General features: G+C 64.7%; 10 protein-coding genes and 1 tRNA gene. 2 read left to right on the top strand and 9 right to left on the bottom strand.

Features of this window, described 5'->3' with window-relative positions; translation table 11 throughout:
- Positions 1-179: 179 nt before the first annotated feature.
- From EA798_RS10630 to EA798_RS10610, 5 genes are all read right to left on the bottom strand, one after another.
- Positions 180-605 carry a hypothetical protein gene (locus EA798_RS10630; RefSeq protein WP_106156360.1) on the bottom strand — a complete coding sequence of 142 codons (426 nt, stop codon included), beginning with the start codon at positions 603-605 and terminating at the stop codon, positions 180-182.
- A gap of 143 nt (positions 606-748) precedes the next feature.
- Positions 749-824: transfer RNA gene (locus EA798_RS10625), tRNA-Thr, on the bottom strand.
- A gap of 100 nt (positions 825-924) precedes the next feature.
- Positions 925-2,127 carry a methyltransferase gene (locus tag EA798_RS10620; protein WP_122098918.1) on the bottom strand — a complete coding sequence of 401 codons (1,203 nt, stop codon included), beginning with the start codon at positions 2,125-2,127 and terminating at the stop codon, positions 925-927.
- Between the two features lie 92 nt (positions 2,128-2,219).
- Positions 2,220-3,596 (bottom strand): TRAP transporter large permease, encoded by a 1,377-nt coding sequence (locus EA798_RS10615; protein ID WP_106156355.1) that lies wholly within the window; start codon positions 3,594-3,596, stop codon positions 2,220-2,222.
- Positions 3,589-4,134 carry a TRAP transporter small permease subunit gene (locus EA798_RS10610; protein WP_106156353.1) on the bottom strand — a complete coding sequence of 182 codons (546 nt, stop codon included), beginning with the start codon at positions 4,132-4,134 and terminating at the stop codon, positions 3,589-3,591. The genes EA798_RS10615 and EA798_RS10610 overlap by 8 nt, the downstream gene beginning before the upstream one ends.
- Before the next feature lie 292 nt (positions 4,135-4,426).
- Between EA798_RS10610 and EA798_RS10605 the strand changes: the two genes are divergently transcribed.
- Entirely contained in the window at positions 4,427-5,530 is a 1,104-nt protein-coding gene (locus EA798_RS10605) for a TRAP transporter substrate-binding protein (RefSeq protein WP_122098917.1), read from the top strand.
- A gap of 88 nt (positions 5,531-5,618) precedes the next feature.
- On the opposite strand, the gene EA798_RS10600 is transcribed toward EA798_RS10605, so the two are convergent.
- The 4 genes from EA798_RS10600 to EA798_RS10585 all read right to left on the bottom strand — a co-directional run bounded on the left by EA798_RS10600 (position 5,619) and on the right by EA798_RS10585 (position 12,941).
- Positions 5,619-6,044, bottom strand: a complete 426-nt coding sequence (locus tag EA798_RS10600; protein WP_122098916.1) for an OsmC family protein — start codon at positions 6,042-6,044, stop codon at positions 5,619-5,621.
- A gap of 44 nt (positions 6,045-6,088) precedes the next feature.
- Positions 6,089-6,397: a DUF2388 domain-containing protein gene (locus EA798_RS10595; RefSeq protein ID WP_106156347.1), complete on the bottom strand. Its 309-nt coding sequence runs from the start codon at positions 6,395-6,397 to the stop codon at positions 6,089-6,091.
- A 66-nt stretch (positions 6,398-6,463) separates the two neighbouring features.
- Positions 6,464-11,161, bottom strand: coding sequence for a PAS domain S-box protein (locus EA798_RS10590; protein ID WP_122098915.1), 4,698 nt, complete (start codon positions 11,159-11,161; stop codon positions 6,464-6,466).
- Between the two features lie 187 nt (positions 11,162-11,348).
- Positions 11,349-12,941 carry a L,D-transpeptidase family protein gene (locus tag EA798_RS10585; RefSeq protein ID WP_122098914.1) on the bottom strand — a complete coding sequence of 531 codons (1,593 nt, stop codon included), beginning with the start codon at positions 12,939-12,941 and terminating at the stop codon, positions 11,349-11,351.
- A 217-nt stretch (positions 12,942-13,158) separates the two neighbouring features.
- On the opposite strand from EA798_RS10585, the gene EA798_RS10580 reads away from it, so the two are divergent.
- Complete coding sequence (locus EA798_RS10580; RefSeq protein ID WP_122098913.1) at positions 13,159-13,869, top strand: murein L,D-transpeptidase catalytic domain family protein; 711 nt, start codon at positions 13,159-13,161, stop codon at positions 13,867-13,869.
- Positions 13,870-13,888 lie beyond the last annotated feature (19 nt).

Below are 13,888 nucleotides of genomic sequence, written 5' to 3'. Positions count from 1 at the left end.
AGCGACGTGATGCCGACGAACCGCTGATCCAATGGGCGGCTACCGCAGACGGGCGGGGAGGGGCATCGCTGAAAACTGGCTGAACGAGCTTTCGACTGGATCGCGAGGCATCGGATCGGCCTGGGAGGGCTGCTTGAAAGCCGCTCCTGGCCGATGCGCCGTCCAGCCCAGCTTGCGCGCTAGATGAACGCCTGCCGCGATATGCCGCGAGGCAGACGATTGCGCCCCGGCAGCTGCTCCAGGCGCTTCTGCCATTCAGCACGTGCGGTCAGGACGGAAGCCGGCTTGGCTGCCGCTGCAGTCGGAGCGGCTTGGACCGCCGCTGCGGGTGTTCGCGTCGTCGCGGGTTTCGTCACTGCAGCGGAAGCGGTGGTTGCAGTCTTCACTGCCGTTTCGGGTGCAACCGCGGCAATCTTCGCCGCCTTCGCGGCAGCGCGCAGTTCAGCGAGGCTCGGCGTCTTGCGCACTGGCTCGCTTACCGCCTTTTCCACGCTGCGCAGGCAGAGCTTGCATGAAACCCGAGCGGTGTCCGCCGAGCTGTTCAGGCTCGATCCCGTGCGCCCACATGCGACATTGCCATTGGAGGCGGAGTAATGAATCACCAACGTTCTGTCTCCTGATTTTGGGGCGCGGGATTCTACACGCTCAGGTCCAACAGGCAACGCGGCGGTGGGGAAAAGACGAGATTCGCCGCCAGAATGCGGCGCAGAAACGAAAAAGGCCCGCATTTCTGCGAGCCTTTGAATCGTGGTGCCGGCACCAGGAGTCGAACCCGGGACCTACTGATTACAAGTCAGTTGCTCTACCAGCTGAGCTATACCGGCAAGTGAGGGTCGCCATTATATCCATTGCGCGCGGCGAGTAAACCGTTTGATTACGGTGACTTGCAGGCCCTTATTCAGGCCGCTTCACATTCGTCGAGGCCTAATCGCGCTCGGCGAGCAGCAGCAGGTTCCGCGGGGTCAGTTCGCTTGCGCAGAATGTGCCCAAGCGAACACGGAAGCCCTGCTCTTCCAGCAGCAGGGCGCGGTCGAGCAGCAGCCAAAGCTCCAGCGGCCGGCGGAACAGGCTGCGCACCAGTTCCAGGTTGCGAACTTCGGCCAGGCGCTGCCAGCCGGCGCGTTCCAGCGCCGCCCAGTTCTCTTCGCCGGGTGCCGGTAGTTGCTTGAGCATGGCGAGGTCGCGGCAGTAGTCGGCGAAGTCTTTTTTCAGCCAGGCGCTGGGTAGCGACGGCGTCGGTAGATAGTCGTCCTGCTGGCGCAGGCGCCGTTGCAGCATGTCGAACGCCAGTCGCCAGGCCATGGATTGATCGCGGTTGCGCCGCTCGCGGGCGCCAGCGGTGACGGTTTCGCTCAGTGGCAGACCCAGATCGTCGCGGCTCAGCAGCAGCGATGACGTCCTGCCCGCCTGCGACAGCGGGGTGTAGCGCTCGTCGGCGGTGCGGTTGTAGCAGCAGGGCGCCACCGCGAGCTGGCGACACTGTTTTTCGATGGCCAGCTGCAGCAGCCGGACATGCAGGTCGCCACAGGCATGCAGGGCGACCGCCGTGTGGCTGGCGTGCAGCCGCTCGGCAGCGCTGGCGGCCAGCACGTCCTGGCAGTGATGACTCGCCGCGATGCCGAGGCGCTGGCTGAGTTGCGCGCCCGCTTCGACCAGGGACTCATCCCATTCCAGACACGTCAGAGCGGCTCCGTCGCGAGCCAGATGACGACCGAGGTGCCCTTTGCCCGCACACCAGTCCAGCCAGTGAAGCGGCTTTTCGCGAAACCGCAGGCGCGCGCCGAATGCCTGGATCTGCAGCGACTTGCGTCCCGGCACGTCGACGCTTTGCCGGTGATCGGCGGGTCGCCAGTCGTCGGCCGGTAGCTCGTCAGTGTGGCTCAGGCGCTGGGCAATGGCGGCCAGTTGCGGGAAGGGAGCGGGTGCCGCCAGAGTGGCCGGTTGATTGTGCGCAGCCTCGGCATCGGCGAGCGAGCGGGCACGGAGCCAGCCGGCGAGTTCGCGGTAATCGGCTTCCCAAGGCAGTGTTCGGCAGACGAACGGACGCGGCCGCCACAGCGACTGATGCTCGGTGAGGAAACGGTCCAGCGCATGGAAGCGCTCGTGCAGGCTGGGGGCTGTGGACATCGTCGGGGGCAGGCGTTCGACTGGGAGCCGATTGTAGCGGGACGGTACTGCAGAAAGCACAACGCCCGTCGTGGACGGGCGTTGCTGGGCTATTACTTGCCGTAGACCTGCTCAGGCAGCCAGGTGACGATTCCCGGCCACATGTACGCCACCACCAGCATGCCGATCTGGATCATGATGAACGGCAGTACGCCTTTGTACATCACGCTGGTAGGTACGCTGCGTGGCGTGACGCCGCGCAGGTAGAACAGCGAGAAGCCGAACGGCGGGGTGAGGAATGACGTCTGCAGGTTGATCGCAAACATCACACCGAGCCACACCGGGTCCAGGCCCATGGCGAGCAGGATCGGGCCGACGATGGGCACCACGACGAAGATGATCTCGATGAAATCGAGGATGAAGCCCAGCAGGAAGATGACCAGCATCACCACCAGGAAGGCGCCAAGCACGCCGCCAGGCAGCGAGTGCAGGGCATCCTCGATCAGCGCTTCACCACCGAAGCCGCGGAATACCAGGGAGAACAGCGAAGCACCGATGAGGATCAGGAACACCATCGAGGTGATCTCGGTGGTGCCGAAGGCGACCTGCTTGAGCTGGCTGAAATTCAGCTGGCCCTTGGCGATCGACAGCAGCGTCGCGCCCAGCGCGCCGATGGCGGCGGCCTCGGTCGGCGTGGCGTAGCCGGCGAGAATCGAGCCGAGCACTGCGGTGATCAGCGCCAGCGGTGGCAGCAGCGCACCGATCAGCTTGCCCCATTCGATCGGCCCCAGCTCTTCCTGCGGCAGGGCGGGCAGCTTCTTCGGCTGGAAGATGGCGACGGCGATCAGGTAGAGGATGTACATGCCGACCAGCACCAGGCCCGGAATCAGTGCGCCGACGAACAGGTCACCGACCGAGACGGTCTTGGGCGAAAAGATGCCCATCTTCAGCTGCGCCTGCTGGAAGGCACTGGACATCACATCCCCGAGCAGAACCAGGATGATCGATGGCGGGATGATCTGTCCGAGCGTGCCGGTAGCCGCGAGAGTGCCGGTGGCGATGGCCGGATCGTAGCCGCGGCGCAGCATGGTCGGCAGCGCCAGCAGGCCCATGGTCACCACGGTGGCGCCGACGATGCCGGTACTGGCAGCGAGCAGTGCGCCGACCACGCAGACGGAGATCGCCAGGCCGCCCCGCATGGTGCCGAACAGCCGCGACATCGACTCCAGCAGGTCTTCGGCGACGCGGGATTTCTCCAGCATCACACCCATGAAGACGAACAAAGGTACTGCCAGCATCGTCTGGTTGTTCATGATGCCGAAAATGCGATTCGGCAGGGCATGCAGGTAACCGACGTCGAAGGAGCCGGTGACCACGCCGATACCGGCGAACAGCAGCGCCATGCCGCCGAGGGTGAAGGCGACCGGGTAGCCCGACATCAGGGCGAAGCAGATGCTGATGAACAGCAGAATGGCCATGAACTCAGCCATGCTTCACCTCCGCTTCCGGCAGTCGGCCGGCGATGCGGTAGCCCACCTTGATCAGGTCAGAAACGGCCTGCAGGGCGAGGCTGCCGACCAGCAGCAGGATGATGCTCTTCTGCAGGTAGACGAACTTCAGCCCGCCAGACTCATTCGAACCCTCCAGCGTCGACCATGAGTTGCTGACGTAGTCCCAGCTGTTCCAGCCGAGGAACAGGCATACCGGCAGCAGGAACAGCAGGTGGCCGACGCCGTCTACGGTCGCCTGCCGACGGCCGCTGAACTTCTGATAGAAGATGTCGACGCGAACATGGCCGTTGCGCTGCAGGGTCCAGGCGGCGGCGCCCATGAACACCAGCGCATGGCCGTACATGACCGCTTCCTGCAGGGCGATTGCGCCGATACCGAAACCGTAGCGCAGCACCACCACGATGGCGGTGCCGATGACAAGAAACAGGGTGATCCAGGCACATAACTGGCCGAGGCGCATGTTGCACGCATCGATGAGGCCAGCCACGCGCAGCAAGGGCGAGGGGCTGTGGGACATTTGTAGTCCTTCTTAGTAGACGCAAGGTTGGCGGGAGCGGCGATTCTTGCAGCACTGGCGCTTGGCAGCAATCGGCCTACGACTTTTAGCTTATACGCTAGGCTTGAGGCGCCGGAGGCTCTAATGTTAGTCGAGCCCGGAATGCCGTCTGCGCATCCGGCGCAGGTTTCGCCGCATGCGTCCGCAGCCAGCGTGGCTTGGGCGTACACGGAATGAAAAGAACGCGGCGGTCCGGCAAGAAAAGCGTGGCCTTGCCGTTGCGCAATAAGAACAAATAACAAGGAGTAACCGCATGAAACGTCGTGACATTCTCACCGCCGCTGGCGTAGGCCTGGCGGCCACCGCCCTGGCCGGCTGCAACGACAAGAGCGACAAGCCGGTAGCGGGCGACAGCAAGCAGGCCGAGCAGCAGACATTCAACTGGAAGATGGTCACCTCCTGGCCGAAGAACTTCCCAGGTGTCGGCGTGGGTGCCGAGCGCTTCGCCAATCTGGTCAACGAGATGAGCGGTGGCCGGCTGAAGATCAAGGTCTACGCCGCAGGCGAACTGGTTCCGGCGCTCGAAGTATTCGACGCGGTATCGCGTGGCACAGCCGAAATGGGCCATGGCGCGCCGTACTACTGGAAGGGCAAGGTGCCGGCTGCGCAGTTCTTCTGCGCCCTGCCGTTCGGCCCGAACGCTCAGGAAATGAATGCCTGGCTGCATCGTGGCGGCGGCATGCAGCTCTGGGAAGAGGTCTACAAGCCCTACGGCGTGCTGCCGATGGCCTGTGGTGCCACTGGCGTGCAGACCGCGGGCTGGTTCAACAAGGAAATCAACTCGGTCGATGACTTCAAGGGTCTGAAGATGCGCACCCCGGGTCTTGGCGGCGAAGTGCTGACCAAGATGGGCGGGACCGTGGTGAACATGCCGGCCGGTGAGATCTTCACTGCCCTGCAGACCGGTGCGATCGACGCCACCGAATGGATCGGCCCATACAACGATCTGGCGCTGGGCCTGCACAAGGCATCCAAGTACTACTACACGCCAGGCTGGCAGGAGCCGAACGTCACCTTCGAGCTGGACGTCAACCTCAAGGCCTGGGACACGCTGCCGGATGATCTGAAAGCCATCGTTCGTGCCGCTGCCCGCGACGTCAACGGCGACATGCTCGACGACTACAACGCCAAGAACATGGAAGCGCTTGAGCAGCTGCGCGAGCAGGGTGTGGAAGTGCGTCGCCTGCCGGACGAAGTGCTGGCGCGTCTCAAGCAGGTGGCCGCTGAAGTGGTGGATGCTTCCGCCAAGGCGGACCCGGTCGCGTCCAAGGTGTGGGAGCAGCAGAGCGCCTATCTCAAGCGGCTGTATGAGTATGCCGAGCTGAACGAGAAAGACATCTACAACATCCGCGGCTGATTCGGCTGGATGCAAAAACGCCACCCCGGCTACGGGGTGGCGTTTTTTTATGCGTCAGCGGAATCGGTTGAGCCGCCTGTTCCGCCGGTCAGCCCTCCAGCGTGGCGCTCAACCTGATGCGGGCGTTGAGCACCTTGGAAACCGGGCAGCCTTCCTTCGCCTGGTTGGCGATCTGCTGGAACTGCGCCTCGTCCGCGCCCGGGATTCTGGCCTTGAGGGTCAGGTCGATCGCGGTGATGCTGAACCCTTCGCCATCCTTGTCGAGCGTGACCTCCGCGCGAGTGTCGATGCGTTCGGCCGTGAGCCCGGCCTGGCCGAGCATCATTGACAGCGCCATCGAGAAGCAACCGGCATGAGCGGCACCGATCAGCTCTTCCGGATTGGTGCCAGGTGCACCTTCGAAGCGGGTATTGAACCCGTAGGGATTGTCCTTCAATGCACCGCTTTCAGTGGTGATCGTGCCTTTGCCGTCTTTCAGGCCGCCTTGCCAGACGGCGGAAGCGCTCTTCTTCATGAACTGTCCTCGCGTAAGTGGGTGGATGGTTCAGTACGCGCCGTTCAGCGGGACTGCTCGGCCGCCAGAATGGCGCTTGCCAGCTCCATGTCGGTCGCTTGCAGTTGCGGCTGTTCGCTGCGCAGTTGCTTGAGCATGGCTTCCAGATACGGACCGCGGATCTCACCGTTGCTGGCGACGAAGCTGCCCGCTTCTTCGCGCGCCGGGATCACCAGCTTGTTGTCCTTGAAGGTCAGGTAGGTCGATGCGGTGGTTGCCCCGGAGGACAGGATGTCACGTACCAGGCCATCGGCCATGGCGCTGCCGATAGGGGCCAAGGCCAGGGTGCACGCCACCAAAAGTGTCTTGCGCATGAGCGGAACCTCCGTGCTGTCGTACTTCTGAGAGTGCGATGCGCGGACGAGAGTTCCGGTTGCCGCTCAGCTTGCGCCGTCGATGAGTTTGCGAATACGTGCAGCCAGAATGTCGATGCTGAACGGCTTGGGAAGGATGTCCATGCCCGGTCCGAGGAAGTCGTTGCGCATCTCCTCGTCCGGCACGTAGCCGGTGATGAACAGCACCTTCAGCTCGGGACGGTGCTGGCGGGCACTTTCCACCAGCTGCCGTCCGTTGAGGCCCGGCAGGCCGAAATCGGTGATCAGCAGATCGAGGTGCTGCTCGCTGTGCAGGTACGGCAGGGCGCTGCCGGCGTCACAGGCTTCAAGCACCTGATAGCCGAGCTCGTTCAGCACTTCCACGACGAGCATGCGCACCGCCGCTTCATCCTCCACCACCAGCACGGTCTCGCCGTGTATGGCGCTGGGCACCTCCGTCTGCTGCTGCGGCCCGGGCAGCCGATCATCGTCGGCCAGGTTACGCGGCAGGTAGAGGATGACCCGGGTGCCTTCACCCAGCCTGCTGTCGATGCGCACGTGACCACCGGTCTGCTTGGCGAAGCCGTAGACCATGGATAGACCGAGGCCGGTGCCCTGGCCGATCGGCTTGGTGGTGAAGAACGGATCGAATGCCTTGGCGATGGTCTGCGCGGACATGCCGGAGCCATTGTCGGTGACGCTGAGCACCACGTAATCGCCGGGTTCCGGTGCGTCCGGCTGGTGACGCTGGATACGCACATTGCAGGTGTTGACGCCGAGCCGCCCACCGTCGGGCATCGCGTCTCTGGCATTGATCACCAGATTGAGCAGCGCATTCTCCAGCTGATGGCCGTCGGTATAGGCGATCCAGGCATCGGCCTGCAGCTCGACTTCCAGCTGGATATGCTCACCCATGGTGCGACGCAGCATGTCCTCCATCGACACGACCAGCAAATTCACATCCACCGGCCTGGGGTCCAGCGACTGCCGCCGCGCGAAGGCCAGCAGGCGATGCGTCAGCGCGGCGGCGCGGTTGGCCGAGGTGGTCGCGGCGTCGATGTAGCGATCCAGATCGCCTGTCACGCCGTTGGCAACGCGCCGCTGGATCAGGTCGAGGGCGCCGAGCACACCGGTCAGCATGTTGTTGAAATCGTGCGCCAGACCACCGGTGAGCTGGCCGATGGCTTCCATCTTCTGCGCGTGGCGCAGCGCATCCTCGGCGCGCTCGCGCTCGGCCATTTCGATATGCAGACGGCTATTGATCGCGGCCAGCTCGCGGGTCCGCTCTGCCACGCGGCGCTCGAGGCTGTCGTTGAGTTCGCGTAGCGCCTCTTCGGCCGCGACCTGGGCGGTGACGTCGGTATTGGTGCCGAACCAGTGGGTAACCTGGCCGAAATCGTCGCGAATCGGCAGTGCACGGGAGAGGAACCAGCGGTATTTGCCGTCCTTGCCGCGCAGCGGAAAGGTTTCTTCCCAGATCGAGCCGATGGCGAAGGCGCGCTTCATCGAGGCACTGACCCGCTCATGGTGATCCGGGTGGTTCACGGCGCGCCAGCCCAGGGCGCGCATGGCCTCGCTGGTGGTGCCGGTGTAGTCGTACCAGCGCTTGTTGTACCAGTAGATGCGCCCGGCGGGATCGGCCATCCAGGCGAACTGGCTCATGTTGTCGGCCAGGGTGCGGAACTGCTCCTCGCTTTCGCGCAGGGCGCGTTCGGCACGCATGCGTTCGTCGGCGGTCCAGGCGCGGTCGGCGACTTCGCGGATGAACGAGATGTCGTCGTCGAACCAGCCGCGCGGCTGTTCCTCCAGCAGCATGAACACGGCGGAAATGCGTCCCTGCTCGAACAGCGGCACGCAGACGAGGCTGCGTATCTGGCTTTCGGCGAAGTTCTCGGCGTGACTGGCGGTACGCGCGTCATGCAGCACGTCCTCGATGACCACCAGTTCGTTTTCCTGGAGGTCGTAAAAGAAGTCGCCATAATCGGCGAAATTCACCACCTCGGTGCTGCTGTCGGAGCTGCCGTCACTCCAGTAGCGCTCGATGGTGGCACGCTGGCTGGAGGCGTCGACGCTGGCGAACAGGACACGCGAGGCACCGGTGGTGCGACCGATCACGCTGACCGCGGCATGGGCGATGGTCTGGCTGTCATGCTGTTCGCGCAGCAGATCTCCCAGCTCGATCAGCGCCGTTTGCCGTTGCTCGGCCTGCTGGCGGTCCCTGATCTGCTCTTCGAGCATCTCGTTCATGCGCAGCATGCGCTCGGCTGCTTTGCGTTCGGCGGTGATGTTGCGCGCGGTGCCGAGAATGCGCACCGCACCGCTGGGGTCCAACAGCCGGCGACCCCGATTGGCCAGCCAGACGAACTCGTTGATGCGGGTATCGAAGATGCGGTAGTCGAGCTGGAACTCGCCGTCGCCTTTGCCGGCCAGGGTGTCGCCCAGCGCCTTGAGCAGCTTGCCGCGATCGTCCGGGTGCACCCGGGCAAGAATTTCGTGCACGTCCAGTCCCGGCTGGTCGGGCGGTATCCCGGCCATGGCCTTGAGCTGGGTATCCCAGTGCAATGAATGCTGGCTGTCGCGGTATTCCCAGACGCCGATCGAGGCGATCTCGTTGGCCAGGCTGATGCGCTGCTCCGCGTCGCGCAGTGCCTTGTTCGCCCGTATGCGTTCGGCGGTACCACGCAGGCGCTCCAGCACTTCGCGAGCCAGGGCGATGTCGTCCGGGCTCCAGGGCTGTGCCTGGCTGCGGGCGAAGATGAGCACTGCCTGCGGCTTGGCGGCGTCGACGGTCGGCAGCTCGCTGATCAGCAGCGTGGCGCTGGCAAGGCTCTGGTGCAGGGCCTGTCCGGCATCGGGCACGATGATGTGTTCATGCGGCAGCCGGGTGAGCTGCTGCATGGCGTCCGCCTGCAGCCTGTGATGACCCAGACGGCTCGGTGCGTCCGCCGCAAGCCACTCCTGCTGCACGATCAGCTCGTCATTCTCGACATGGCCCCAGGCGATGCAGTCGCAACGGGTCAGCCGCGCCAAGCGTTCGTCGAGCACGCAGCAGAGATCGACGCGTTCGTTTTCCGCCTGCAGGCAATCGCTCAGTTCCAGCAGGAAGGCCTGCAGGGCCTGATGCTGGGTACGCTCGCTGATGTCGCTGAACGTGCAGATCGCACCCTGCAGCTCGCCGTCGCGGTAGATCGGCGCGACGCGATACTCCACCGGCAGGCTGCTGCCATCGACGCGAAAGAACAGCTCGTGTTCGACATGGCGGGGTTCGCCGGTGATCGCCGTATGCTGGATCGGGCAGTCCTGGGCCGGGTACGGGCTGCCGTCGGGATGGCTATGGTGGATCAGTTGGTGCAGCTGGCGGCCAAGTACCTCGTCCCGGCTGGTGAAGCCGAGCAGGTTGAGGAAGGCATCGTTGCACAGGGTGACCGCCCCGCTGCGGTCGATGGAGTAGAAACCTTCGTTGGCCGAGTCGAGCAGCAGACGGGTGAAGGCCTCGCTTTCCAGGCGCTGCATTTCCGAACGCCGGCGACTGTCGACGTCCTGAGCCACGCAGATCCAGTGCAGCAGGCAGCCATCCGCGTCGTAGACGGGGGCGGCATTGGCCTGAAACCAGCGCAGGCTGCCATCGACATCTTGTAGCGGCAGCTCGAGCCGGCATGGCAGCTCACGGCGCATGGCCTGCCGCCATTGCTCGGCAGTTGCCTCGCGCTCGCTGGCTGCAATCGCGGCCAGCCAGCCTTCACCGAGCGATTGCGCCTGGTCGAGCCCGGTGAACTCGCACCAGTAGCTGTTACAGAAACTCAACTGTCCCTGCGCATCGCACTGCCAGACCATCTGTGGGCTGAGATCGACCAGGGTGCGGTAGCGCTCTTCGGTTTCGCGCGTTCGGGCCTGTTGCAAGCGGCTTTCGGTGAGGTCGCGCAGAATCTTCACGAACCCCCGCGGGCGGCCATCGGCCAGAAGGGGGGTGAGGATGCCGCTGCCCCAGAAGCGTGAGCCGTCACTGCGCTGGTGCCAGCGCTCATCGATGGCTCGGCCATGCTCGAGTGCTGCACGCATCTCCTGTTCGTCGACCTTCCGTGCGCGGTCCTCGTCGGTGAAGATCAGGCTGGCGTGCTGACCGAAGGCTTCGTCGGCGGACCAGCCGAGCAGCAACTGGGCACCGCTGTTCCAGCTGGTGATGTAGCCGTTCGCGTCGGTGGCGAGGATGGCGTAATCCTGAGCGCTGTCGATGATCTGCCGGCTGCGCTCCTCCTCGGCGCGTAGCCGGCGCAACTCCAGCAATGCCATTACCTGCCGTGCCACGGCCTGCAGCTGTGCGGCCTGGCCGGCGGTCAGCTCGCGAGGCTGGCGATCGCAGACACAGAGGGTGCCCAGCGGCAGGCCGTTGTCGTCACGCAAGATGGCTGCGGCATAGAAGCCGGCAATTTCGCCATCGGCGAAACGCGGCAATTCCAGCTGGCTGGCCGTGCCGGGTGCACAGTGCACCACCAGCGGCCCAGCTTGCAAAATGGCCTCGGCGCACAGCGCACGTTCGCGAGCCAGCGGCAGCTGCGCCAGGCCGATGGCGGCCTTGCAGTGCTGGAGCTGTGCATCGATGAAGTGGATCGCTGCGGCCGGACAGGCACACAGCTGCGCAGCCATGGCGGCGAGCTCGGCAAAGTCCGCGTCGGAGGCGTCGTCCAGCGCGGGATAGCGAGCCAGTGCGGCCAGCCGTTCAGCTTCGTTCCAGGTCGCTGCGGGGGCGCTGTAATCGGCGTTCAAAATGTCCTGCTCGGCTGTCCATGGCGCTGAGTAATTCAGACGGGTCTCGTAAGAACCCCCCCGGCAGCGGGAGCCGCTGTCGAGGGGTCAGCAAAAGACTACGCCGAGGGCACGAGGTTCAGACGGCGGGCGAGAAAATCCCCGACGAACGGCGCGGCCTTTGGCCGGCCGACCGGCCGCTTTCTGGCTAAAGCCGCCGCGCGGCATTCAATGCCCGCAGCAGCGCGGCATCACGCTTGTAGATGTCCGGGCGGTATACCGGGTGGCCATTCTCGTCGGTGTCGGCTGTCCAGTAGGCCATCAGGATCGGCGTCGGGCGTGCCAGTCGATATTCGTGCGTCTTGCCGGTCTGCAACAGCGCGGCAACGGTTTCCCGTTCGCCGGGCTCGAGCAGCAGATCAGCCAGCTGCATGGCGGCTTCAACCCGTACGCAGCCGGAGCTGAACGCTCGCGAGGCACGATCGAACAGCGGCTGGCTCGGTGTGTCGTGCAGGTACACGGAGAATGGGTTGGCGAAACGGATGGCCACCTGGCCAAGCGGATTGTCCGGGCCGGCATCCTGGCGCAGGAGAATGCCGTGCGGGTTGTTCCAGTCGACGCTATGCGGGTCCAGGCTGTTGCCTTGTGCGTCGAGTACGCGCATCTGATGGCGCGCCAGGTAGCTGACGTCCTGACGGATAAGGGGCAGCTTGTCCTGACGCAGGATGGTCGGTGGCACCGTCCAGGTGGGGTTCAACGTCAGGCGCGTGACTCGTGATTTGAGTGGCGGTGTCTGGCGCGCCTCGCGCCCGACCTGGGTACGGGTCTGCCAGAAGGGGCAGCTGTCGCGGAAATAGATCAACCGCGCGCCGGCGATATCCACCAGCAGCGACTGTGGCTCGAGGTCGCCAGTGATCCAGCGCAACCGCTCGAGGTTGATGCGCAGCTGGTCCAGGCGGCTGGCCGGGCTGACGTTCAGTGCGGCCAGCGTGGCGGCACCGACGATGCCGTCATCCTCCAGCCCGTGTTGCAGCTGGAAGCCCTTCACCGCTTCGACCAGCTCGTCGTCGTAACGCAGCTCCATGGCGGGCGTACTGCCGGCGCCGGCGAGCAGCAGTTCGCGCAGCAGGGGCACCCGCGCATCGCTCATCCCCGGTCGTAGCGTCGGGCCGGTCGGCAGGGGTCGCCAGGCTGGCAGCGGGTTCTGACGCGCGGCCGCATAAGCTGCGCGCAGATCGCGGTAGAGCGCATGCTCCGGGCGGGCGCGATCGAAGGCGCTCGGCAGGTCGCTGAGGCCCTGTACGGCGATCTGCACCAGCTGTTCGGTGTCATCGGGTTCCGGCATGTCGGGATCGCGCCAGATCGGTTCGACGTCCGCCTGACGCAGACGGCCATGGGACAGGTGATAGAGCGCTTCAAGGTAGGCATGGCTGGCGAGGATATCGCTGCACTCGCGCTGCAGCGGTGCGGACGGGGATCGCTGCAACTGCGCGCGAATGCGCTCCGGCTGATACTGCGCGGGGTCCAGGCCATCGTCGGCCAGTGATGCCAGTTGCTGCAGCAGGCCGTCGAGCATGGCGTAGGCATTCCATACCGGCTGATGATGCACGGCCTGGTAGAACGCCGAGAGTCGCTGCAGCGTGTCCGGTTCAAGCGTGCCCGACAGTGACGGGCAGCTCTGCGGCAGGCTTTGCAGCGACACTGCCAGCGGCGTCGGCTGGCTGACGACTGGCTCGGCGACGGCTGCGCCCGTGATGAGGCAGAGCCAGATGGCCAGGCGGGGTGCACATTTTTTAACCAATGTTTCGCTCCAGACCGTTCCGGTCGCTGCTAGACTGCGCCCTTGTGAGGCTGTGGCCGCGGCAGCGCCGTTGGCCACTCGAATCATAAAAACATATCGCGCCGGACATGGGGTGCCGTTCATCCCGCCCGGCTTCGTGTGCGCTGCTGCTGCGGCGAGTATAAGGCGCCGGCCGGACAGGAAGTCGTCACGCCGTGCCCGATGAGGTTGCTTGCTCATGATGTCCATGCTTCGACGCGCCTGCCTGGCTGCAGGTCTTTTCGTCTTCGTCTCGCCTGTATGGGCGGCCAACGCATCGTATCAGCCGATGGTCGACAGCCTGGCCCGGCTGGCACCGAAGCTCGATAAGCAGGTGCTGACCCACGCGGTCGCCGCCATGCAGTGCGCGGTCAACAATGGCGCGAGTGCTGCCCAGCGTCTGGCGGTGATCGACTTCTCGCTGCCTTCCAGCGAACGCCGTCTGTGGATATTCGATCTGGAGAAGGAGCAGTTGCTGCTCGAGGACCTGGTCGCCCACGGGCAGAAGTCTGGCGACAACCACGCCACCCAGTTCTCCAATACGGTTGGCAGTCACCAGTCCAGCATAGGTCTGTTCCGCACCGCCGAAAGCTACAGCGGCAAACATGGCTACTCGCTGCGCATGGACGGGCTGGAGCCGGGCATCAACGATCGCGCCCGCGAACGGGCCATCGTCATTCATCCGGCCGACTACGTGAATCCGTCCTGGATCGCCACCCAAGGCCGCATCGGTCGCAGCCAGGGTTGCCCGGCGGTTCGCCCCGAAGTGGCGCGGATGGTGGTCGATAGCCTCAAGGGCGGCCAGTTCATGTTCTCCTGGTACCCCGATCAGCAATGGTTGCAGTCTTCGGCGTATCTCAACTGCAAGCCCAATCAGGTGGCGAGCATTCTCGCCGCGGCCCAGGGCTGAGCAGGCGCTTGCTGGCAGG

The organism is Pseudomonas songnenensis (assembly GCF_003696315.1).
Taxonomy (GTDB): Bacteria; Pseudomonadota; Gammaproteobacteria; order Pseudomonadales; family Pseudomonadaceae; genus Stutzerimonas; species Stutzerimonas songnenensis.
This window is presented reverse-complemented; position numbering and strand designations above follow the sequence as displayed.